The sequence below is a fragment of the Propionivibrio sp. genome (assembly GCF_047602565.1).
GTDB lineage: Bacteria > Pseudomonadota > Gammaproteobacteria > Burkholderiales > Rhodocyclaceae > Propionivibrio.
In genome coordinates this window covers 2,562,064-2,583,165 of record NZ_JASGGX010000001.1, presented here as the reverse complement: position 1 = coordinate 2,583,165, position 21,102 = coordinate 2,562,064, and the positions used below count along the sequence as shown (strand labels likewise).

Genomic DNA, 21,102 nt, shown 5'->3' with positions numbered 1-21,102 from the left:
CCCGGATAATTCAAGCGGGCAGGGCGAACGCCGCGCCGGGCCGCACCGGATGGCCGGCAAGAAACTGCGCGGCCGGCAGGCGGCGGCCGCCCGCCTTCTGCAGCTCGGTCAGGCGCAGCACGCCCTGACCGCAGGCCACCGCGATGCCGTCCGCACCGGCGGACACGACAGTGCCCGGCGCCGCCCCGGGGTTTTCGTCCGTCGCGCAGGCGGCCCGCCAGACCTTGACCGGCACGCCGTCGAGGAGCGCCACGGCGCCCGGGAACGGATTGAAGGCGCGCACCTGGCGGTCGAGCCGCTCGGCCGGCAGGCGCCAGTCGAGCTGCGCCTCGGCCTTGTCGATCTTCGCCGCGTAGGTCACGCCCGCATCGGGTTGCGGTGCCGGCGTGCCGGGCAGCCCGGCCAGCGTCTCGACGATCAGCCGCGCGCCGAGTTCGGCGAGCTTGTCGTGCAAAGAACCTGCCGTCTCGCCGGGTTCGATCGGCAGCCGCCCGGAATGCAGGACCGGGCCGGTGTCCAGCCCGGTTTCCATCTGCATGATGCACACCCCGCTCTCGGCGTCGCCGGCGAGGAGCGCGCGCTGGATCGGCGCCGCGCCGCGCCAACGCGGCAGCAGCGAGGCATGGATGTTGAGGCAGCCGAAACGCGGCACGTCGAGCACCGCCTGCGGCAGGATCAGGCCGTAGGCGGCCACCACCATCGCCTCGGCCTGTTCCGCGCGCAGACGCTCCCAGGCGGCCGGGTCCTTCAGCGTCGGCGGCTGGAACACCTCGATGCCGGCGGCGAGCGCGACCTCCTTGACCGGCGAGGGCCGCAACGCCATCCCGCGTCCGGCAGGCCTGTCCGGCTGAGTAAGCACTAACGTCACTTGATGGCCGGCGGCCAGGATGGCGTGCAGGGCAAGCGCCGCGAACTCGGGCGTGCCGGCAAAAATGAGTTTCATGCGGTGATCTTCGCCTGCTTGGCCAGCTTGGCCTTGATGCGCATCTGCTTGAGCTGCGAGAGGTGCTCGACGAAGACCTTGCCGTTCAGGTGGTCGATCTCGTGCTGCAGGCACACGGCGAGCAGGCCGTCGGCCTCGATCGTCCTCTCCTGACCTTCCAGGTCGAGATAGCGCACGACGACGTTCTCCGCGCGCTCGACTTTGTCGTAGATGCCCGGCACCGACAGGCAGCCTTCCTCGCACACCTGCTGGCCATCGCTCTCGACGATTTCCGGGTTGATCAGGGTGAACAGCTGGTCGCGCGTTTCCGAAATGTCGATCACGATCACGCGCTTATGCACGTCAACCTGGGTCGCCGCCAGGCCGATGCCGGGCGCCTCGTACATCGTCTCGGCCATGTCGCGCGCCAGGCGCCTTATGTTTTCGTCAATATTCCGCACGGGCTCCGCCAACTTTTTCAGGCGCGGATCGGGGAAGCGGAGAATCGGCAGCAGGGGCATAAAAAGCTTGATCGAATAAGTAATTACGTGCAGAATCTAATGCAACATCTATGAATACAGCGCAATATTCGCGACCGGTGCGTGCGACTTTTGTGGAAGACGGCCAAACGATCCTGGGACAAGCACAACCGCCCAAGGTTCGCCATGGCGGCCTTGCCGCGGACTGTCGTTCGTGACGCCCAGCCGCCCGTTCGTATGAGGATAACACGATGATCCGCATTCTTTCAGCGTTCGTTCTGGCCATTTTCGGCACACTTTCCGCCGGCTCGGCGAACGCCGCCGATCCCGCGCCACGGCTTGCCGACGCGGTCCCGAACCAGTACGTCGTGGTGCCCGGCGATACGCTCTGGGACATCTCCGCCCGCTTCCTGAAGGAGCCGTGGCGCTGGCCCGAGATCTGGCGCATGAACCGGGCGCAGATCAAGAATCCGCACCGGATCTACCCCGGCGACGTGATCGTCCTCGAACGGGATGCCGGCGGCGCTCCCTACCTGCGCCTCGAATCGAAGCAGCGCCCGCAGATCCGCGCGGAGTCGCTGTCCCAGGCCATCCCGCCGATCCCGCCCAACGTGATCGATCCCTTCATCGCCACGCCGCTGTTCGTCGAGCAGAACACGCTGCAGACCGCGCCGCGCATCGTGGCCACGCAGCAGGACCGCGTCTTCCTCGGCAAGGGCGATACGGCCTACGTGGCAGGCGCCGACCCGGCGCAGAAACAATGGCAGGTGTTCCGCAACGGACAGCCGCTGTACGACCCGGAGGACCCCAAGCGGATCCTCGGCTATGAAGCCTTCCATCTCGGTTCGGCCACGCAGATGAAGCCGGGCAACCCGGCGGTGTTCGAGATCGATACCGCCAAGCAGGAGATCGGCTATGGCGATCGCCTAGTGCCCGCCGTCCGCCCGGAACTCGTGGATTACGTGCCGCACGCGCCCGACCAGAAAATCGAGGGGCGGGTCGTCTCGGTCTACGGCGGCGTCGGTTCGGGCGGCAGGCTGTCGATCGTCGCGCTCAATCGCGGCGGCGCGGACGGCGTAGAAGTCGGACACGTCCTCGCCCTCGAAAGGAACCGCACCGTCGTGCAGCGCGACGAGGACGACCGCCATCAGAACGTCGTCATTCCGGCGGTGCGCTTCGGGCTGGTCTTCGTGTTCCGCATCTTCGAGCATGTTTCCTATGCGCTGGCCGTCCAGTCCGACGGAACCATCGAAGTCAACGATTTCCTCCGCACGCCGTAGCCGATGATCGAGCCCGCGACGCTCGCCGGCTGGCTCAGACTCACCCTCGTTCCCGGCGTCGGCGGCGTGACGCAGCGCAAGCTGCTCACCGCCTTCGGCCTGCCCGACGCGGTTTTTGCCGCCGGTTTTGCTTCCCTGCGTGCGGTCGTCGGCGACAAGGCGGCCCGGCTGCTGCTCGACACCGACAACGCCGCCGCGATCGCCGCCGCGACGGCATGGGCGCAGGACCCCGGCCGGTACATCGTGACGCTGGCCGATCCGGCCTATCCGCAGGCGCTGCTTGAAATCCCCGATCCGCCGACCTTGTTGTACGTGCTCGGCCGCGTCGAATTGCTCAACCGGCCGGTCCTGTCCGTCGTCGGCAGCCGCAACCCCACGCCGCAGGGCGTGCTCAATGCCGAGCAGTTCGCCGCCGCGCTGGCCGGCGCGGGACTGGTCATCGCCAGCGGCATGGCGCTCGGCATCGACGCGGCCGCGCACCGGGGCGCCCTGGCGGCGCAGGGCGACACCATCGCCTTCATCGGCACCGGCATCGATCGCGTCTACCCGGCGCGCAACCGGGAGCTGGCGCATGAGATCGGCGCCCGGGGCGTGATCGTTTCGGAGTTTCCCCTCGGCACGCCGGCCGTGGCCGCCAATTTTCCGCGGCGCAACCGGCTGATTTCCGGGATCGCGCGCGGCGTGCTGGTGGTCGAGGCGGCCGTCGAAAGCGGTTCGCTGATCACCGCCCGGCTGGCCGGCGAGCAGGGCAGGGACGTCTTCGCCATTCCCGGCTCGATCCACTCGCCACAGGCGCGGGGATGCCACCGGCTGATCAAGGAGGGCGCCAAGCTGGTGGAAACCGCGCGGGACATTCTGGAGGAGCTGCGTTGGACCGTGCCGGCACCGGCCGCGCCCGGTGCGGAGGCGCCCGCGGCCGTCGCAACCGAGGACGGCGCGGGCATCCTGGCGCTCATGGGGCACGACCCCTGCAGCCTGGACGAACTAGTCAACCGCTCCGGCCTGGCCGCCGACGCACTTTCGGTGCTTCTCCTGCACCTCGAACTGGAAGGGCGCGTCGCCAGCCTGCCGGGCGGGCGCTACCAGAGCCTGCGGCAGCGCTGAACGCGCCGCCGCCGCGATCGTTTCCCACCGTGCCTTCCGGGAGCGTATAAAGGAGGGCCGCGCAGATGAGCACGGCGCTGCGGAACTCTTCCCGACCCCCTCGCGATCAAAGCGTGTTGCTTGCCAAGTTTCACGGAGAACTCTTATCATGCAACGCCGCATCGCATTTCGATTAAATACCGAAAGCATATTTCACTCCGCAACAACGGGCGCAGATAATCCATGAGCAAGAAGCTGATCATCGCCGAAAAGCCTTCCGTCGCAGCCGATATCGCGCGCGCATTGGGGGGATTCGCGAAGCATGACGACTATTTCGAAAGCGATGAGCACATCATCTGCTCGGCCATCGGCCATCTGCTCGAACTGGCCTGTCCGGAGGACTACGAGGTCAAGCGGGGGAAGTGGTCCTTCGCCCATCTGCCGGTCATTCCGCCGCATTTCGACCTGCGCCCGATCGAAAAGACCGAATCGCGGCTCAAGCTGCTGACCCGCCTGATCAAGCGCAAGGACGTGACCAGCCTGGTCAACGCCTGCGACGCGGGACGCGAGGGGGAGCTGATCTTCAATTACATCGCGCAGCACGCCAAGGCGAACAAGCCGGTCGAGCGCCTGTGGCTGCAATCGATGACCCCGCAGGCCATCCGCGAGGGATTTTCCCGGCTGCGCGCGGGCAGCGAGATGCGCGGGCTGGCCGATGCCGCCGTCTGCCGCTCCGAGTCGGACTGGCTGGTCGGCATCAACGGCACGCGGGCGATGACCGCCTTCAATTCGAAGACCGGCGGCTTCCACCTGACCACGGTCGGCCGCGTCCAGACGCCCACGCTGGCCCTGCTCGTCAACCGCGAGGACCGGATCAGGAAATTCAAGCCCCGGCCCTACTGGGAACTGGAAGCCGTCTTCGCCTGCCAGGCCGGCGAATATCGCGGGCGCTGGTTCGACGAGAAATTCTCGAAGGGCAAGACCGAGGAAGAGGAGCATCTGCGCCCGGAGCGCATCTGGGACGAGGAGCGCGCCAAGGCGCTCCAGGAAAAATGCGCCGGGAAGCCGGGAGAGGTCAGCGAGGAGGCCAAGCCGACGACGCAGCTTTCGCCGCTGCTGTACGACCTGACCAGCCTGCAGCGCGAGGCCAACGGCCGCTTCGGATTCTCGGCCAAGAACACGCTGGGGCTGGCGCAGGCGCTCTACGAGAAACACAAGGTATTGACCTATCCGCGTACGGATTCGCGCGCGCTGCCCGAGGACTACATCGCCAACGTCAAGCAGACTCTGCACATGCTGACCGGCGAGGGCGTCGGCAAAGGACACGACGAGGCGCTGCTGTCCCGGTATTCGGCCTTCGCGCATCAGGTTCTCGCCCGCAACTGGGTGCTGCCGAACAAGCGCGTGTTCAACAACGCCAAGATCTCCGACCACTTCGCCATCATCCCGACGCTGCAGGCGCCCAAGCACCTGTCCGAACCGGAGCAGAAGCTCTATGACATGGTGGTCAAGCGCTTCCTGGCGGTCTTCTACCCCGCCGCGGAATATCTGGTGACCACGCGCATCACGCGCGTCGAGCAGGAGCCGTTCAAGACCGAGGGCAAGGTGCTGGTCAACCCCGGCTGGCTCGCCGTTTACGGGCGCGCCGGCCAGGAAGGGGAGGAGGGCAACCTGGTGGCCGTCGAGCCCGGAGAACGAGTGACGGCCGAAGAGATCGTGCTCAACGCCACGGAAACCCGTCCTCCGGCGCGCTACTCCGAAGCCACGCTGCTGTCGGCCATGGAAGGCGCCGGGAAGATGGTGGACGACGAAGAGCTGAAAGCGGCGATGGAAGGACGTGGCCTAGGGACGCCGGCAACCCGCGCGCAGATCATCGAAAACCTGATCGGCGAGCAGTACGTGCACCGGGAAGGGCGGGAACTCCAGCCGACCGCCAAGGCCTTTTCCCTGATGACCTTGCTCAACGGACTCGGTGTGCCGGAACTGACCGCGCCGGAACTGACGGGAGAATGGGAACACAAGCTGGCGCGCATGGAGCGGGGCGAACTGTCCCGTGACGATTTCATGAAGGAAATTGCCGCCATGACGCAGCACATCGTCGATCGCGCCAAGAGCTACGACAACGACACCATTCCGGGCGATTTCGGCGAGCTGGCGACGCCCTGCCCGAAATGCGGCGGCAAGATCAAGGAAACGTACAAGAAATTCCAGTGCCAGAGCTGCGATTTTTCGCTGTGGAAAATCGTCGCCGGACGGCAATACGAAGCGGCCGAAGTCGAGCAATTGCTTGCCGACCGGGTCATCGGGCCGCTGACGGGTTTTCGCAACAAGATGGGGCGTCCCTTCAACGCCATCATCCGGCTCAATGAGAACCACCAACCGGAGTTCGATTTCGGCCAGGAAGCGAACGGAGAAGACGGCGGCGCCGACGAAATCGATTTTTCGGACCAGGAGCCCTTGGGCAGCTGTCCGAAATGCGGCGCCCGCGTGTTCGAGCACGGCATGGCTTACGTCTGCGAGAAAGCCGTGGGCAACGCCAAAAGCTGCGACTTCCGTTCGGGCAAGGTCATTCTTCAACAGCCCGTCGACCGCGCGCAGATGACGAAACTGCTGGCGACCGGACGGACGGATCTGCTCACCGGCTTCATCTCGGCCCGCACCCGGCGCAAATTCTCTGCCTTCCTCGTTCGCGGTGCCGACGGAAAAGTGGGCTTCGAGTTCGAGAAAAAGGAAGCCAAGCCAAAATCGCCCGCCGGCAAGAAAACGGGCAAGACCGTCGCCAAGGCATCCGTCAAGGAATAGACTCGCCCGTACCCCGAAACGTTAAGTCCCCATGTTTCACGTGAAACATGGGGACTTTGCTCATTTTGGGATTTTGAGCGCGCCGAACGGCGGCGCATCCTCGATCGCGGCGTGCAGAACGTCGATCACCTGCGGGCGGGGGAAGGTGACTCGCCACGCCAGCACGACCCGGCGCATCGGCTGAGGCGGCGAAAACCGGCGTATCTGGAGCAGCTCCGGATTCTGCGGCCACGATTTCGCGGCCGAGATGGGAACGACCGAGATTCCCGCGCCGCTGGCGACCATATGCCTGACCGTTTCCAGGGAGCTGCCTTCGAGCGCGCCTTCGATCCCGCCCGGCTCGGAGAGCTTGGGGCAGGCCTCGATCACCTGGTCGCGAAAACAATTGCCCTTGCCCAACAGCAGTAGGTTTTCGGCGGCCACCTGCGCGTTCGAGATCGTCTTGTTGGAGGCCAGCGGATGGCCGCCGGGCAGGGCGACGCAGAAGGGCTCGTCATACACTGGCCGGACGACGATGCCGGGCTCCTCGAACGGGAGCGCGACGATGATCACGTCCAGTTCACCCTGCCGCAGCTGCTCGGCCAGATTGACGGTGAAGTTCTCGCTGATGAACAGCGGCATGTGCGGCGCATGGACGTGCAGGGCCGGAATGAGCCGGGGAAGAAGGTAGGGCGCGATCGTGTAGATGACGCCCACGCGCAGCGGGCCGACCAAGGGGTCCTTGCCCTGGCCGGCAATATCCTTGAGGCGCTCGGCCTCCTGCAGCACCCGCTCCGCCTGTTGCGCGATACGTTCTCCGATCGGGGTCAGGCGAACGTCGGCCGGGGTTCTTTCGAACAGGGTAATGCCGAAACGCGATTCGACCTTTTTCAGCGCGACCGAAAGCGTCGGCTGGCTGACATGGCATTTCTCCGCCGCCCGCCCGAAATGACGTTCATGGGCCAAGGTCACAATGTAGCGAAGTTCGGTAAGGGTCATGTGAGCAAAGATACGTTGCGATAGCCGGAAACTATCATCTTACGCAATTTGGCAGAACATTTCCCGTCCAGGTCCAAAACGAGTCCGATCAGCCGGAATTTTACGGGCTCCGGTCGATGCCAAGCGAGATCAGGAACTTCCGGACGCCGCTCCGACGCGGCGCTCCGGGAAACGGCTCAAACGTCGATATTGCGTGCCGCGAGCGCGTTGCTCTCGATGAAGCTGCGGCGCGGCTCGACCATTTCGCCCATCAGGGTGGTGAAAATCTCGTCGGCGCCGATCAAGTCTTCGATCTGCACCTTGAGCAGGCGGCGAACCTGCGGGTCCATGGTCGTTTCCCAAAGCTGCTCGGGGTTCATTTCCCCCAGCCCTTTGTAGCGCTGCTTGGAGATTCCCTTTTCCACCTCGTTCAACAGCCAGCTCATGGTGTCGCCGAAGCCGGCGACCGGCTGCTTCTTCTCGCCGCGCGTGACGTATCCGCCCGGTCCGAAGAGATTCGATAGCGTAATCGCCGTCTTGCGCAATTGCGCGTAGTCGCCGCTGGCGACGAAATCTTCGTCGATCGCGCAGACGCGGAGATTGCCATGATGCATCTTTTCGAGCCGCAGCTGCCAGCACTCCTCCGCCTCGTCGAACCGGGCGAAGACGGTAATGTCCGCCTTGTCCCCGATCGCCGCCATGAAGGCCTTGGCGCACGCCTCGGCGCTTGCCTGGCTCGACAGATCGACTTCGAGATTGGCATCGACCAGCGCATGCAGCACTTCCGGGTTGATCACGTGCGCCAGCCGGTTGATCACCGCCTCGGCAAGCAGGTACTCGCGCGCCAGTTCCTCGAGCGCGGTGCCGGAAATCTCCGATGCGCCGAGCCGCGGGATCAGCGCCGCGTTTTCGAGCGCCAGCGTCAACAGGAACTGGTTGAGCGCCTGATCGTCCTTGATGTAGCGCTCGATCTTGCCGTGCTTGACCTTGTAAAGCGGCGGCTGGGCGATATAGATATGCCCGCCTTCGACCAGCTCCGGCATCTGCCGGTAGAAGAAGGTCAGCAGCAGGGTACGGATGTGCGCGCCGTTGACGTCGGCGTCGGTCATGATGATCAGGCGGTGATAGCGCAGCTTCTCCGGTTTGTATTCGTCCTTGCCGATGCCGGTACCGAGCGCGGTGATCAGCGTGGCGATTTCCTGCGACGAGATCAGCTTGTCGAAGCGCGCTTTCTCGACGTTGAGTATCTTGCCCTTGAGCGGCAGGATGGCCTGGAACTTCCGGTCGCGTCCCTGCTTGGCCGAGCCGCCCGCCGAGTCGCCCTCGACGAGGTACAGCTCGCACAGGGCCGGGTCCTTTTCCTGGCAATCGGCCAGCTTCCCCGGCAAGCCGACGCCGTCGAGCAGGCCCTTGCGCCGGGTCATTTCCCGGGCCTTGCGGGCCGCGTCCCGGGCGCGCGCGGCTTCGACGATCTTTCCCGTGATGACCTTGGCGTCCTGCGGACGCTCCTCGAGAAATTCCGCCAGCTTGGCCGCCACGACTTCCTCGACGGCCGGCCGCGCTTCCGAGGAAACGAGCTTCATCTTGGTCTGCGAAGCGAACTTCGGGTCCGGCATTTTCACCGACAGTACGCAGGCCAGGCCTTCGCGCATGTCGTCCCCGGTGATGTCCACCTTCGCCTTTTTGGCGATTTCGTTTTCCTCGATGTATTTGTTGATGACCCGCGTCATGGCCGCGCGCAGGCCCGTCAGGTGCGTGCCGCCGTCGGATTGCGGGATGTTGTTGGTGAAGCACAGCACCTGCTCGGCGTAGGTGTCGTTCCACTGCATGGCCACTTCGACGCCGATCGTTCCGCCGGGTACGGCGGATTCGCCGACGGCGTGAAAGACGTTCGGATGCAATACCGTCTTGGAACGGTTGATGTACTCGACGAAACCCTTCACCCCGCCGAGGAAGGCGAAATCCTCCTCCTTGCCGTTGCGCTTGTCGACCAGGCGGATCTTGACGCCGTTGTTGAGGAAGGACAGCTCGCGCAGGCGTTTAGCGATGATTTCATAGTGAAACTCGACCTGTCCGAAAATTTCCTCGTCGGCCATGAAGTGCACTTCGGTGCCGCGTTTTTCGGTGCTACCGACCACCTTGAGGGGGGAGACCTCGACGCCGTGCTGGATTTCGATCTGGCGATCGACGACGCTGCCCCGGGAGAAATCGAGCTGATATTTCTTGCCGTCGCGGCGGATCGTCAGGCGCAGCCACTTCGACAGCGCGTTGACGCAGGACACCCCGACGCCGTGCAAGCCGCCCGACACCTTGTAGGAATTCTGATTGAACTTTCCTCCGGCGTGCAGCACGCACATCACGATTTCCGCCGCCGAGCGCTTCGGTTCGTGCTTGTCGTCGAACTTGACGCCGGTCGGAATGCCGCGCCCGTTGTCGGTCACCGAAATCGAGTTGTCGGCCTGGATCGTGACGACGATGTCGTCGCAGAACCCTGCCAATGCCTCGTCGATCGCATTGTCGACGACCTCGAATACCATGTGGTGCAAGCCGGTACCGTCCGACGTGTCGCCGATGTACATGCCCGGACGCTTGCGCACCGCCTCCAGGCCTTCAAGTTGCTGGATACTGGACTCGTCGTAAGCCGGTTGGCCTTTGTCTTCAATCATTCCCATTCCAATAATCGTGTTTCACGTGAAACAATAAAACCTTGTTCGTCCTGCTCAAATCCTCATCGGCATCACGACGTACTTGAAGCGCTCGTTGCCCGGCAGGGTCAGCAAGGCGCTCGAATTGGCGTCGTTGAATCCCCACTCGATGAGTTCCGACGATGCGTTGTTGAGCACGTCGAGCAGGTAGCCGACATTGAATCCGACGTCGATCGCATCCCCGGCGTATTCGATTTCGATCTCTTCCTGCGCTTCCTCATGCTCGGCGTTCGCCGCCACGATCTTCAGGCTGCCCGGCGTCACGATCAGGCGCACTCCGCGGAATTTTTCGTTGGTCAGGATCGCAGCGCGGACCATCGATTGCAGCAGCGCGGCCCGGTTCAAGGTCACCAGGTTCTTCGGACTGGCGGGAATGACCCGCTCGTAATCGGGGAACTTTCCGTCGATCAGCTTGGAAACCAGGATGATGTTTCCGAACTGGAAACGGATCTGGTTCGACATCATCTCGATATGCACCGGATCTTCACTGTCGGCCAGCAGGCGGTTCAGTTCGAGCACCGTCTTGCGCGGCAGGATGAGCTCCTGCCTCGGCAAGGAAACGTCTTCGCCGAGCGCCATGCTGGCATAGGCCAGGCGGTGCCCGTCGGTGGCGACCGCCCGCAACTCGCCGCCGTCGACCAGCAGGAGCAGGCCGTTCAGGTAATAGCGGACGTCCTGCGCCGCCATCGCGAATTGCGTCTGGCCCAGCAGATGCCGGAATTGCTTCTGCGTCACCTCGATCTTGCGCGGCTCGGTTTCCGAGATCGCCATGCGCGGAAAATCCTCGGCCGGCAGTGTCTGCAGATTGAAACGGCTCTTGCCGGCCTTGACCTGCAGCCGCTTGTCTTCAAGGCTGAGCGTGATTTCGGCGCCCTCCGGCAGCGAACGCAGAATGTCCTGCAGCTTGCGAGCGCCAACCGTCACCGCCCCGTCACCATCGCCCTCGGCGACTTCCGCCGAGGTGGTGATCTGGATCTCGATGTCCGTCGCCAGAAAAGTCAGCCTGTTGCCCTTCTTTTCCAGGAGCACGTTGGACAGGATCGGCAAGGTGTGCCGCTTCTCCACGATCCCGGAAACGGACTGGAGCGGGGAGAGGAGCGAATCGCGCGGGGTTTTTACAAGAATCATATTTATACAAATCCTATAAAGATAATCTTCGAAACAACTCTGTGGATATCTTAAAATTATACTTATTTATCAAAGTATTAAATACAAAACTCGCGACTGTAGAACTTCTGTACCGTGTTGTGGACGAAATTTGACAAGTTATCCACAGGCCTCGATTCGGTCGGTTATCGACGTATTAACCACAGCTTCTTCATTGCATTACACACAGCCCTTGTCCCCAATCAGCCTTTCAGTACCTGCAACAGCACATGCACGTCGTGATTCAATTCGTTGTCCTTGGCGCGCAAAGCGTCGATCGTCCGCACGGCGTGCAGGACCGTCGTGTGGTCGCGTCCGCCGAAGGCTTCGCCGATCGACGGATAGCTTTGCGAGGTCAGATTCTTGGCCAGCCACATGGCGACCTGCCGGGGACGCGCTATCTGGCGCGAACGTTTCTTCGAGAACAGATCCGCCACCTTGATCTTGAAATAGTCGGCGACCGTCTTCTGGATGTTCTCGACGGTGATCTGGCGGTTGACCGCGCCGATCAGATCCTTCAACGCCTCCTTCGCCAATTCGAGGTCGATCTTGCGTCCGTGGAAGGACGCATAGGCCAGGACCTTCTTCAACGCCCCCTCGAGCTCGCGCACGTTCGAGCGAAGATGCTTGGCGATGTAGAAGGCGACCTCGTCGTCGAGCGCGACGCCTTCGATTTCCGCCTTCTTCTTCAGGATCGCCACGCGCATTTCGATTTCCGGGGGTTCGATCTGCACCGTCAGCCCCCAGTCGAAACGGGTGATCAGGCGGTCTTCGAGCCCCGAAATATCCTTCGGGTAGGTATCGCAGCTGATCACGATCTGCTTTTTCGCCTCGATCAAGGCATTGAAGACGAAGAAAAACTCCTCCTGCGTCCGGTTCTTGCCGTTGAAGAACTGAACGTCGTCGAGCAGCAGCACGTCGAGCGAGCGGTAATAGCGCTTGAAGGCGTCGAACGACTTCGTCTGGTACGCGCGCACCACGTCCGAGTAATAGTCCTCCGCATGAACGTAACGGACAACCTTCTCCGGACTCTGCTCGACGATGTGGTTGCCGATGGCGTGAATGAGGTGGGTTTTCCCGAGCCCGGCGCCGCCGTAGATGAACATCGGGTTGTACGCGCCGCCGCCCGGATTGGTCGCCACCTGCAGCGACGCCGCGCGCGCCAGATCGTTGGCCTTGCCGACGATCAGGTTGTCGAAGGTGAAACTCGGGATGAGGCGCGTCTTCTCGTAGGCGGGAAGCGGATACGCCTTGGCCACGGGCGGCTCGGCGGCAATGGTACGAGCGGCCTTGAGCGCCGGCTTCGGATTTCCGGCGTCGCTGGCGACAGGCGCCGCGTCGCGCATGCCGACCGCCAGCGAAATGCTGACCGGCGCGGAGAAATACTGGCTGCCGAGCTCCTCGATGCGTCCGAGATAGCGCTCCTTCACCCATTTCAGGATGAAGCCGTTCGGCGCCACGAGGCGTAACCCTTTGTCCGGAGCATCCTCGCCCTCCAGGCGCAGGGGGCGGATCCAGGTGTTGAATTGCTGGGACGAAAGTTCCTGCTCGAACTGACTCAGACAAGAATTCCAGAAGCTGCTCATTGCTTGCGTTTCAACAAAGCTCGAAAAAAAGAATGGCCGTGCGCCGCTCCCGCACCGATCCGCTACAGATGGCCTCGACACGGCGCCTGAAACGGGAACTGCCTGATCCCCATCGCCGCGATATGGAAGAATCCTTTTTGCCTCGGCGTTTTCCGGCAAAGACGACCACGGCCGAGAGTGTCTCCAATCGCATGATTTTAACCCGCGGGGGACCACTTATCCACAGCACCGGGAAAAATAAAGACTTGACAAGATTGGCCTTTCCAATATTTAATCCACGGTCCAATTTGCCATGACTTCAAGGGTTTTATCATGAAACGCACCTATCAGCCGTCGGTGGTTCGCCGCAAGCGCACCCATGGCTTTCTCGTCCGTATGGCCACCCGTGGCGGCCGCGCCGTGATTCGTGCCCGCCGCGCCAAGGGTCGGCATCGCCTGGCCGTTTGAACGCCATCCCGCCCGGGAAGGAAAGCCGGGAGCGCCCAGCCGGATTTCCCAGACGCTATCGATTGACTAGAACGGATGATTTTTCATCCGTTTTTAGTTTCAGGAAGGCAATTAGAAGTACAAATTTCCTGTTACATTACCGCCCTCGTGGAGGTGAGCAAACCGACGGCGTTCGGCTGGGGCTGGTCGTGGCGAAGCGCCTTCTTCGCCGTTCGGTCGACCGCAACCTGGTCAAGCGGCTGGTGCGCGAATCCTTTCGCCGCCGGCGCCCCGAACTGCCTTCCTGCGACCTGATCGTTCGTCTGGCGGCCAAGCCGGCCTTGCCCATCGACAAGCGGGCTCTGGCCGGGGAAATCCGAAAGCTGCTGGAAAAAATGTGCATATTGGACGTTAGGCCATGAAACTGCTGCTGGTACTGATCCGCGGGTACAAGTACGCGATCAGCCCGTTGCTGGGGCAGAACTGCCGGTTTTTCCCCAGCTGTTCCGAGTACACCGCCCAGGCGATACAGAAGCACGGCGCATGCAAGGGAGCGTGCCTCGGGCTGAAACGCATCCTCCGCTGCCATCCCTGGAATCCGGGCGGTTTTGATCCCGTTCCTTAAAACACTCATTCATCGAGCAGGTCGTTCATGGACAATCGACGCCTCATCCTGTTGTGTATTTTCTTCTTCTCGCTGGTCATGCTCTGGGATGCCTGGCAGAAATACAGTAATCCCAAGGATGTGACGCCGATGGCGTCGTCCCCGTCTGCATCGAGCGTGCCGGCCGTGCCCGTCCCGTCGGCGACCGCGCCGGCTCCCGCCGCGCCGGCAGGCCCGGCAGCCGTGCCGGCCCCGGCCGCGGCGGAAACCAAGGGCGAGATCATCGACATCCGCACCGATCTGTTCACCGCCCAGGTGTCCACGCACGGCGGCGATCTGGTCGGATTGGAACTGGCCAATTACAAGGCGACCGAAGACAAGTCCAGGAATTTCAAGCTGTTCGACGTGCAGCACCGGTACGCGGCGCAGAGCGGGCTGATCGGCGAGGGCCTGCCCAACCACAAGACGGTGTATTCGCCGCTGCCGGGCAAGCGGGACTTGTCCGGCGGGGAAGACGCCATCGAGTTGAGGTTGGAGGCGCCCGCCGCCAACGGCGTCAAGGTGACCAAGATCTACACCTTCAAGCGCAACAGCTACTTGGTCGGCGTCGCCTACGAGATCGACAACGGCAGCCAGAAGGACATCGCGGCGCATGCCTACTACCAGCTGCAGCGCGACACCCAGGCTCCGGCGGGCGAGAGCCGCATGGTCAGCACCTTCACCGGCCCGGCCCAATTCACCGAACAGGGCAAGTACAAGAAGATCGATTTCAAGGACATCGAAAAGGGCAGCGCCAAATTCGAGACCAAGGCCGACAACGGCTGGATGGCGATGGTCCAGCACTACTTCGTTTCCGCCTGGGTGCCGCAGGAAAAACTGCCGCGCGAATTCTATGTGCGCAACCTCGAAGGCGCCAATCCGGCCGTGGCCGCCGGCGTGATCGTGCCGGTGCCGGCGGTCGCACCCGGCAGCAAGCTCAGCTATGCCGCCTCGCTCTACGCCGGCCCGCAGATCCAGTCGATCCTCGAGCGGCTGTCCAAGCCGGCGGCGGAAGGCGGCATCGGCGCGCAGGGGCTGCCGCTGGTGGTCGACTACGGCTGGCTGACCATCGTCGCCGCGCCGATCTTCTGGCTGCTCGAAATGATCCACAAGATGGTCGGCAACTGGGGCTGGTCCATCGTCCTGCTGACCATCCTCATCAAGGCGCTGTTCTTCCCGCTCTCCGCCGCAAGCTACAAGTCGATGGCCAAGATGCGCGCCATCACGCCGCGGCTGCAGGCCCTGAAGGAACGCTGCGGTGACGACAAGCAGAAGCTGAACATGGAGATGATGAATCTCTACAAGACGGAGAAGATCAACCCGCTCGGCGGCTGCCTGCCGATCGCCATCCAGATTCCGGTCTTCATCGCCCTCTACTGGGCGCTGCTGGGCGCCGTGGAAATGCGCGACGCGCCCTGGGTGCTGTGGATTCACGACCTCTCGTCGCAGGACCCGTACTACGTCCTGCCGGTGATCATGATGGTCACCATGCTGATCCAGACCAGGCTCAACCCGACGCCGCCCGATCCGATCCAGGCCAAGATCGCCATGGTCATGCCGTTCGCCTTCGGCATCATGTTCTTCTTCTTCCCGGCCGGCCTGGTGCTCTACTGGGTGGTCAACAACGTCCTGTCGATTGCCCAGCAATGGCAGATCACGCGGATGATCGAACGTGGCGGAAAGGCCGCCAACGACGCCAAGGCCTGACACCATCGCCGCCATCGCCACGGCGCCCGGCCGTGGCGGAATCGGGGTGGTGCGCGTTTCGGGCCGGGGCCTCCTGCCCCTGGCCCAGGCCCTGACCGGCAAGACCCCGCCGCCGCGCGCGGCCACGCTGGCCGGCTTCCGGGCCGGCGACGGCGAAGTCATCGATACCGGCCTGCTGCTGTATTTTCCCGCGCCGCACTCCTTCACCGGCGAAGACGTCCTCGAACTGCACGGGCACGGCGGCACCATCGTCCTGCAGATGCTGCTCGCCCGCTGCCTCGATCTCGGGGCGCGCCTGGCGGAACCCGGCGAATTCACCCGTCGCGCCTTTCTCAACGGCAAGCTCGATCTGGCCCAGGCCGAGGCCGTGATCGACCTGATCGACGCCTCGACCACCGCCGCCGCGCGCAGCGCCGCGCGTTCGCTGCAGGGCGAGTTCTCGCGGGAAATACGCGCGCTGCTCGATCAGCTCGTCGAATTGCGGGCGCTGGTGGAAGCCACGCTCGATTTTCCCGACGAGGAAATCGATTTCCTGGAAGCGGCCGACGCCTTCGGCCGGCTGGAGCGGCTGCGCGCGAAAATGACCGCAGTCGCCGAGCGCGCCAAGCAAGGCCGCCTGCTGCAGGGCGGCCTGCATGTCGTCCTCGCCGGGCAGCCGAACGTCGGCAAATCGAGCCTGCTCAACGGCCTGGCCGGCGACGAACTGGCGATCGTCACGCCGGTGGCCGGGACCACGCGCGACGTGGTGCGCGGAACGCTGCAGGTCGAGGGCATCCCGCTGCACGTGATCGATACCGCCGGTCTGCGCGAAACCCGCGACGAAATCGAACGGATCGGCATCGCGCGCACCTGGAGCGAAATCGAGAAAGCCGACGTCGTGGTCCTGCTGGTCGACGCGCGGCAGGGGGTCGGCGAAGCGGACGCGGCCATCCTCGCCCAGCTGCCGCCGGAGCCGGCCCGGATCACCGTGCATAACAAGATCGACCTGGCCGGAAAGCCGCCCGAGCGGCGCGACGGCGCCGACGGCGCGACGATTTTCCTGTCGGCCAAAAGCGGCGACGGAATCGACCTGTTGCAGCGGGAATTGCTGCGCATCGCCGGCTGGCACCCGACCGAGCACGTGTTCATCGCCCGCGAGCGGCACCTGCGCGCGCTCGCCGAAACGCTCGGGCATCTGGAGTCGGCAAGCGCGCACCTCGCGCAGCTGGAACTGTTCGCCGAGGAGCTGCGCATGGCCCAGAGATCGCTCGGCGCCATCACCGGCGAATTTTCGGCCGACGATCTGCTGGGGGAAATATTCGGCCGTTTCTGCATCGGCAAGTGACCTGGACCCATGGGAGATAGGCGCCCCGGCACCCCGCCGGCATGCCCCCGACCGTTTTTCCGCTCCCGGCTGGTATCATTTGCTGCCGGCTGCCTTCGATTCGGGTTCCTGCCTCCGTGGCGTGCCTGATTTCAAGAACGACAAAACGGCGTCGCCGATCCGGTAGTTTTTTATCCCACCAGCCAGGAGTTTTTCCTTGTCCATCGAAGTGTCCCAGCTGGCCGTGCTTGCGCTGGGTGCGCTGTTCGCCGGCTTCATCGATTCGGTGGTCGGCGGCGGCGGGCTGGTGCAGGTGCCGGTCCTGTTCTCCGCGCTTCCCCGCGAACTGCCGGCCACGCTGTTCGGCACCAACAAGATCGCCAGCGTGTTCGGCACCACCAATGCCGCCTGGCGCTACGCGGGGCGGGTGTCCATGCCGTGGCGGACGATCCTGCCGGCGGCGCTGGCGGCGTTCGCCTGCTCCTACCTCGGGGCCATGGCGGTGGCCTGGCTGCCGCGCGAAATGCTGCGGCCGATGATCCTGTTCATGCTCATCGGCGCCGCGGTGTATACGTTCCGGCGCAAGGATTTCGGCGCCATCCACCGGCCGCAGCACGCCGGCGCCAGGGAGTTCGTCTATGCCGTGCTCGTCGGCGGGGCGCTGGGCTTCTATGACGGCTTCTTCGGGCCGGGGGCGGGCAGCTTCCTGATCTTTCTGTTCATCCGCTTTTTCGGCTTCGACTTCCTGCATGCCTCGGCCGCGTCGAAAGTGGTCAACGTCGCGACCAACCTGGCGGCGATCGGCTACTTCGTGCCCAACGGCTTTTTCCTGCCGCTCGCCGCGGCCGTCATGGCGACGGCCAACATCGCCGGCTCGTTCGTCGGCACGCACCTGGCGCTGCGCCACGGCAGCGGCTTCGTGCGGCGGGTGTTCCTGGCCGTGGTCGGCGTGCTGATCGTCAAGTTCGCCTGGGATACGTTCTGACGCTCAGTTCGACCAGCCGGCGCTGGGCGAGATAGGCGTGGATGACTTCCAGCCGGGAAACGGGATCGTCGAGTTCGAGCAGCTTCTGCTTGGCCAGCACCTGCACGGGCAGGATTTCCGCCAGCCGGTAGCCGACCCACGCCGCGTCGCCGAAGGCATGCGGCTCGGGCATGCGCTCCGGCCCGAGATCGCCGGCCACCTTCTCCAGCAGCGGCACCACGCCCGCCAGCGCGGCGGGAATGGCGCGTCCCTCGGCTTCCTCGAGCAGTTCGACGGTCGCGCGCAGCAGCCCGTTCGGCTGGGGCGCGCTCGACACGATGCGGAAACGGCGTCCGCCCCGGACCTTCAGCATGAGGATGCCCAGCTGCGCCATGTCCGCCTCGCGCACGTGCGCCAGGGTGCCCACCGGGTGCGGCGTCGCCGGTTCGCCCACTTCCTTGCCGCTGGCGATCAGGCACACGCCGAAGGGTTGCGCGCGCCGCAGGCAGTCGGCGGCCATGTCGAGATAGCGCTGCTCGAATACCTTGAGCGCCAGGATGCCGCCGGGAAAGAGCACGCTGCCGAGCGGGAAGAGCGGCAGCTCGATGCGCTCCGGGCCGGCAGCGGCGGCGGCCTGGGGAATGCCGCGCAGGCGGTCGAGCCAGCTCAAGCGCCGTCTCCGCCGCCGCCCCAGCGCGCCATCAGGGAATGGTCGACGCCGACCTGGTCGAGCAGGCGCGCGACGACGAAATCGACCAGTTCGTCGATGCCCTGCGGGTGATGGTAAAAGCCCGGATTGGGCGGCAGGATGACCGCCCCGGCGCGCGCCAGGCGCAGCATGTTCTCCAGATGGATCGCCGAAAACGGCGTCTCGCGCGGCACCAGGACCAGCTTGCGGCCTTCCTTCAGCACCACGTCGGCCGCCCGCTCGATCAGGTTGGACGCGAGCCCCTGGGCGATCGCCGCCAGCGTGCCCATGGTGCACGGGCAGACGATCATCGCGTCCGGCGGATTGGAGCCGCTGGCCACGGGCGCGAACCACTCCTCGCGGCCGAACACGGCCAGCGTTCCCGGCAGCCCTGCGAAGCGGGCCTTGAAGAACGCCTCGGCGTCGGCCGGCCGGCCGGGCAGCTCCAGCGCCATCTCCTGGCGGGCGACGATCTGGGCCACCTGGGAATACAGCAGCTGCACGCGGCAGCCCGCCGCCAGCAGGCATTCCAGCAGGCGGATGCCGTAGGGCATGCCGGAGGCGCCGGTGAAGGCGAGGCAGACGGTCTTAGGCATGGCGCATTCCAGGCTTGGCGAATGAAGGGCCGGCCAGCAGGCGGGCCGCGATCAGACCGTTGATGATACCGAAAGCCAGCGCGGCGACGGCGAAAATCGGCGCCAGGTAGAACACGCCGTCGTGCGGAATCAGCCACAGCCGCGCCAGCGCCAGCTGCCCGCCGATGTGGGCGAAGGCGGCCAGCACGCTCCAGCTCACCGGCCCGAACCAGCGGGCCGGCAAGTGGGCGGCGCCGGCCAGCACGGGCAGGCTGGACAGCGCCCCGGTCAGGCTCATGAAGAAGCCGGGCGAAAGCAGCTGGCCGAGCAGGATGCCGCCGGCGACCACGCGCAAGCCGGTCACCCAGGCCGCCGTGCGCCAGCCGTAGCGCGCCAGCACCACCAGCGTCACGATGTTCGACAGTCCCGGCTTGACGCCGGGCAGGGGCAGCGGGATCGCCGCGTCGATCAGCGCCAGCCCGATGGCCGCGGCGGCCAAGCGGGCGATGCGGTGGTCCTCGGGGGTGGTGACCAGCCTAGTAACTGAGCGAGTCATACGCCTCCCGGCCGCCGGCGATCTGCACGCTGACCTCGTTCGGCGCGCAAATGGCGATCTGCCCGGCGCGTTCGAGCCAGCCCTGGCGCACGCAATACTGGTGCGGGCCGGGATCGGAGACCACGCGCACGCGCCCCTTTTCCACGGCCACGACCGTCGTGCCGAGGGGGCCGGGCACCTCGATCCGCCGGTTGCGCGACAGGTCCAGCTCGGCGAACACCTCGCCGCCGCGCCGGACCACCGCCTTTTCGGCGCGGCCGCCCTGCCAGGCCAGGGGAAAGGAGACGGCGCACAGCAGCGCGCCGCCGACCGCCACCAGCCAGTCACCGGGGCGCAGCAGCGACAGCCAGGGCATCAGGCCGGGCCGCCGGCGACCGGCGACAGCTCGCGGTGGCGCACCAGCACCCGCGCCCGGTCGCGGAAATGCCGGCCGAGCCATTCGGCGAAATAGACCGAGCGATGCTGCCCGCCGGTGCAGCCGATGCCGACCGTCAGATAGCTGCGGTTGTCCCTGACGTAGCACGGCAGCCAGTCGCCGATGAAGCGGGCGATGTCGTCGCGCATGCGCAGCACCTCCGGTTCCGCCTCGAGGTAGTCGATCACCGGCTGATCGCGGCCGTTCAGGGCGCGCAGGGGAACCTCGTAATACGGGTTGGGCAGGCAGCGCACGTCGAAGACCAGTTCGGCGTCGAGCGGCAGGCCGTGCTTGAAGCCGAACGACTCGAACAGCAGCGTCAGGCCGCGCGTGCCCGGGATGATGAACTGGCGAATCCAGTCGCGCAGGGCGTTCGGCTTCAGGTCGCTGGTGTCGATGTGGTGGCCGAGTTCGGCCAGGCGCTCCAGGCGGCGGCGTTCCTCGGCGATCGATTCGGTCAGCGTGTGCCGCTCGTCGGCGAGCGGGTGCCGGCGCCGCGTCTCGAAATAGCGCTTGAGCAGGGTGTCGGTCTTGGCGTCGAGGAACAGGAACTCCAGCTCGAAGCCGCGCGCGCGCAGCTCGGCCAGCTGCTGCGGCAGCATGGCGATGCTGTCGCCGCCGCGGATGTCAACGGCCGCGCCCACCTTGTCGTAGCCGCGCTGCCCGAGGTGGTCCACCAGCTGCTGCAACATTTGCGAGGGCAGGTTGTCAACACAGTAGTACGAAGCGTCCTCGAGGATGTTGAGGGCGATCGACTTGCCCGAGCCCGACAGCCCGCTGATGATGACGATGCGCATGCCTTCGAGCATAGCGGAAGATGGAGAACGCGGGCAAGCCGGGCTGATACACTACCGTCGTTATACGT

General features: G+C 64.7%; 21 protein-coding genes. 9 read left to right on the top strand and 12 right to left on the bottom strand.

What is annotated here, in order from left to right; all coding sequences use genetic code 11:
• Positions 1 to 10: 10 nt before the first annotated feature.
• Positions 11 to 943 carry a methionyl-tRNA formyltransferase gene (gene fmt / locus QM701_RS12065; RefSeq protein ID WP_415167300.1) on the bottom strand — a complete coding sequence of 311 codons (933 nt, stop codon included), beginning with the start codon at positions 941 to 943 and terminating at the stop codon, positions 11 to 13.
• Positions 940 to 1,443, bottom strand: coding sequence for a peptide deformylase (gene def / locus QM701_RS12060; protein WP_415167299.1), 504 nt, complete (start codon positions 1,441 to 1,443; stop codon positions 940 to 942). The genes fmt and def overlap by 4 nt, the downstream gene beginning before the upstream one ends.
• 209 nt (positions 1,444 to 1,652) lie before the next feature.
• Between def and QM701_RS12055 the strand changes: the two genes are divergently transcribed.
• The 3 genes from QM701_RS12055 to QM701_RS12045 all read left to right on the top strand — a co-directional run bounded on the left by QM701_RS12055 (position 1,653) and on the right by QM701_RS12045 (position 6,566).
• Complete coding sequence (locus QM701_RS12055; protein ID WP_415167298.1) at positions 1,653 to 2,681, top strand: LysM peptidoglycan-binding domain-containing protein; 1,029 nt, start codon at positions 1,653 to 1,655, stop codon at positions 2,679 to 2,681.
• Between the two features lie 3 nt (positions 2,682 to 2,684).
• On the top strand, positions 2,685 to 3,785 hold the full coding sequence (gene dprA / locus QM701_RS12050; protein WP_415167297.1) for a DNA-processing protein DprA: 1,101 nt from the start codon (positions 2,685 to 2,687) through the stop codon (positions 3,783 to 3,785).
• Positions 3,786 to 4,007: 222 nt separating this feature from the next.
• Positions 4,008 to 6,566: a DNA topoisomerase III gene (locus QM701_RS12045; protein WP_415167296.1), complete on the top strand. Its 2,559-nt coding sequence runs from the start codon at positions 4,008 to 4,010 to the stop codon at positions 6,564 to 6,566.
• A 60-nt stretch (positions 6,567 to 6,626) separates the two neighbouring features.
• On the opposite strand, the gene QM701_RS12040 is transcribed toward QM701_RS12045, so the two are convergent.
• The 4 genes from QM701_RS12040 to dnaA all read right to left on the bottom strand — a co-directional run bounded on the left by QM701_RS12040 (position 6,627) and on the right by dnaA (position 12,960).
• A complete protein-coding gene (locus QM701_RS12040) occupies positions 6,627 to 7,544 on the bottom strand; it encodes a hydrogen peroxide-inducible genes activator (RefSeq protein ID WP_415167295.1) in 918 nt (305 codons plus the stop codon).
• Positions 7,545 to 7,720: 176 nt separating this feature from the next.
• Complete coding sequence (gene gyrB, locus QM701_RS12035; RefSeq protein WP_415167294.1) at positions 7,721 to 10,189, bottom strand: DNA topoisomerase (ATP-hydrolyzing) subunit B; 2,469 nt, start codon at positions 10,187 to 10,189, stop codon at positions 7,721 to 7,723.
• Positions 10,190 to 10,243: 54 nt separating this feature from the next.
• Positions 10,244 to 11,356 (bottom strand): DNA polymerase III subunit beta, encoded by a 1,113-nt coding sequence (dnaN, locus tag QM701_RS12030; RefSeq protein ID WP_415167293.1) that lies wholly within the window; start codon positions 11,354 to 11,356, stop codon positions 10,244 to 10,246.
• A gap of 221 nt (positions 11,357 to 11,577) precedes the next feature.
• A complete protein-coding gene (dnaA, locus tag QM701_RS12025; RefSeq protein WP_415167292.1) occupies positions 11,578 to 12,960 on the bottom strand; it encodes a chromosomal replication initiator protein DnaA in 1,383 nt (460 codons plus the stop codon).
• A 312-nt stretch (positions 12,961 to 13,272) separates the two neighbouring features.
• On the opposite strand from dnaA, the gene rpmH reads away from it, so the two are divergent.
• The 5 genes from rpmH to mnmE are packed head-to-tail and all read left to right on the top strand — an operon-like array spanning position 13,273 to position 17,060.
• Positions 13,273 to 13,407: a 50S ribosomal protein L34 gene (gene rpmH, locus QM701_RS12020; protein ID WP_091932639.1), complete on the top strand. Its 135-nt coding sequence runs from the start codon at positions 13,273 to 13,275 to the stop codon at positions 13,405 to 13,407.
• Complete coding sequence (rnpA, locus tag QM701_RS12015) at positions 13,404 to 13,808, top strand: ribonuclease P protein component (protein ID WP_415167291.1); 405 nt, start codon at positions 13,404 to 13,406, stop codon at positions 13,806 to 13,808. Before rpmH ends, rnpA begins: the two co-directional genes overlap by 4 nt.
• Positions 13,805 to 14,011: a membrane protein insertion efficiency factor YidD gene (gene yidD, locus QM701_RS12010; protein ID WP_415167290.1), complete on the top strand. Its 207-nt coding sequence runs from the start codon at positions 13,805 to 13,807 to the stop codon at positions 14,009 to 14,011. The genes rnpA and yidD overlap by 4 nt, the downstream gene beginning before the upstream one ends.
• 27 nt (positions 14,012 to 14,038) lie before the next feature.
• Positions 14,039 to 15,736, top strand: a complete 1,698-nt coding sequence (gene yidC / locus QM701_RS12005; protein ID WP_415167289.1) for a membrane protein insertase YidC — start codon at positions 14,039 to 14,041, stop codon at positions 15,734 to 15,736.
• The gene (mnmE, locus tag QM701_RS12000; protein ID WP_415167288.1) at positions 15,702 to 17,060 is read left to right on the top strand and encodes a tRNA uridine-5-carboxymethylaminomethyl(34) synthesis GTPase MnmE; all 1,359 of its coding nucleotides are present in this window, start codon (positions 15,702 to 15,704) and stop codon (positions 17,058 to 17,060) included. Before yidC ends, mnmE begins: the two co-directional genes overlap by 35 nt.
• Positions 17,061 to 17,135: 75 nt before the next feature.
• Here mnmE and QM701_RS11995 read toward each other — a convergent pair whose 3' ends face one another.
• A complete protein-coding gene (locus tag QM701_RS11995) occupies positions 17,136 to 17,264 on the bottom strand; it encodes a hypothetical protein (protein WP_415167287.1) in 129 nt (42 codons plus the stop codon).
• Here QM701_RS11995 and QM701_RS11990 point away from each other — a divergent pair.
• Positions 17,257 to 18,024, top strand: a complete 768-nt coding sequence (locus tag QM701_RS11990) for a sulfite exporter TauE/SafE family protein (protein ID WP_415167286.1) — start codon at positions 17,257 to 17,259, stop codon at positions 18,022 to 18,024. The two genes, QM701_RS11995 and QM701_RS11990, sit on opposite strands and share 8 nt — an antisense overlap.
• Here QM701_RS11990 and QM701_RS11985 read toward each other — a convergent pair.
• Genes QM701_RS11985 through rapZ form a run of 5 tightly spaced genes read right to left on the bottom strand, consistent with a single transcriptional unit; the run spans position 17,999 to position 21,034 of the window.
• Positions 17,999 to 18,673, bottom strand: a complete 675-nt coding sequence (locus QM701_RS11985; protein ID WP_415167285.1) for an LON peptidase substrate-binding domain-containing protein — start codon at positions 18,671 to 18,673, stop codon at positions 17,999 to 18,001. The genes QM701_RS11990 and QM701_RS11985 overlap by 26 nt on opposite strands.
• Entirely contained in the window at positions 18,670 to 19,287 is a 618-nt protein-coding gene (locus QM701_RS11980) for a flavin prenyltransferase UbiX (RefSeq protein ID WP_415167284.1), read from the bottom strand. The genes QM701_RS11985 and QM701_RS11980 overlap by 4 nt, the downstream gene beginning before the upstream one ends.
• The gene (locus tag QM701_RS11975; RefSeq protein WP_415167283.1) at positions 19,280 to 19,822 is read right to left on the bottom strand and encodes a Gx transporter family protein; all 543 of its coding nucleotides are present in this window, start codon (positions 19,820 to 19,822) and stop codon (positions 19,280 to 19,282) included. The genes QM701_RS11980 and QM701_RS11975 overlap by 8 nt, the downstream gene beginning before the upstream one ends.
• Positions 19,803 to 20,177, bottom strand: coding sequence for a NusG domain II-containing protein (locus tag QM701_RS11970; RefSeq protein ID WP_415167282.1), 375 nt, complete (start codon positions 20,175 to 20,177; stop codon positions 19,803 to 19,805). Before QM701_RS11970 ends, QM701_RS11975 begins: the two co-directional genes overlap by 20 nt.
• The gene (rapZ, locus tag QM701_RS11965; protein ID WP_415167281.1) at positions 20,177 to 21,034 is read right to left on the bottom strand and encodes an RNase adapter RapZ; all 858 of its coding nucleotides are present in this window, start codon (positions 21,032 to 21,034) and stop codon (positions 20,177 to 20,179) included. Before rapZ ends, QM701_RS11970 begins: the two co-directional genes overlap by 1 nt.
• Positions 21,035 to 21,102 lie beyond the last annotated feature (68 nt).

Excerpts from the sequence above, each read along its gene's own strand:
- fmt (WP_415167300.1), bottom strand. The coding sequence starts at position 943 with ATGAAACTCATTTTTGCCGGCACGCCCGAGTTCGCGGCGCTTGCCCTG.
- def (WP_415167299.1), bottom strand. The coding sequence starts at position 1,443 with ATGCCCCTGCTGCCGATTCTCCGCTTCCCCGATCCGCGCCTGAAAAAG.
- QM701_RS12055 (WP_415167298.1), top strand. The coding sequence starts at position 1,653 with ATGATCCGCATTCTTTCAGCGTTCGTTCTGGCCATTTTCGGCACACTT.
- dprA (WP_415167297.1), top strand. The coding sequence starts at position 2,685 with ATGATCGAGCCCGCGACGCTCGCCGGCTGGCTCAGACTCACCCTCGTT.
- QM701_RS12045 (WP_415167296.1), top strand. The coding sequence starts at position 4,008 with ATGAGCAAGAAGCTGATCATCGCCGAAAAGCCTTCCGTCGCAGCCGAT.
- QM701_RS12040 (WP_415167295.1), bottom strand. The coding sequence starts at position 7,544 with ATGACCCTTACCGAACTTCGCTACATTGTGACCTTGGCCCATGAACGT.
- gyrB (WP_415167294.1), bottom strand. The coding sequence starts at position 10,189 with ATGATTGAAGACAAAGGCCAACCGGCTTACGACGAGTCCAGTATCCAG.
- dnaN (WP_415167293.1), bottom strand. The coding sequence starts at position 11,356 with ATGATTCTTGTAAAAACCCCGCGCGATTCGCTCCTCTCCCCGCTCCAG.
- dnaA (WP_415167292.1), bottom strand. The coding sequence starts at position 12,960 with ATGAGCAGCTTCTGGAATTCTTGTCTGAGTCAGTTCGAGCAGGAACTT.
- rpmH (WP_091932639.1), top strand. The coding sequence starts at position 13,273 with ATGAAACGCACCTATCAGCCGTCGGTGGTTCGCCGCAAGCGCACCCAT.
- yidD (WP_415167290.1), top strand. The coding sequence starts at position 13,805 with ATGAAACTGCTGCTGGTACTGATCCGCGGGTACAAGTACGCGATCAGC.
- yidC (WP_415167289.1), top strand. The coding sequence starts at position 14,039 with ATGGACAATCGACGCCTCATCCTGTTGTGTATTTTCTTCTTCTCGCTG.
- QM701_RS11995 (WP_415167287.1), bottom strand. The coding sequence starts at position 17,264 with ATGGACAAGGAAAAACTCCTGGCTGGTGGGATAAAAAACTACCGGATC.
- QM701_RS11980 (WP_415167284.1), bottom strand. The coding sequence starts at position 19,287 with ATGCCTAAGACCGTCTGCCTCGCCTTCACCGGCGCCTCCGGCATGCCC.
- QM701_RS11975 (WP_415167283.1), bottom strand. The coding sequence starts at position 19,822 with ATGACTCGCTCAGTTACTAGGCTGGTCACCACCCCCGAGGACCACCGC.
- QM701_RS11970 (WP_415167282.1), bottom strand. The coding sequence starts at position 20,177 with ATGCCCTGGCTGTCGCTGCTGCGCCCCGGTGACTGGCTGGTGGCGGTC.
- rapZ (WP_415167281.1), bottom strand. The coding sequence starts at position 21,034 with ATGCGCATCGTCATCATCAGCGGGCTGTCGGGCTCGGGCAAGTCGATC.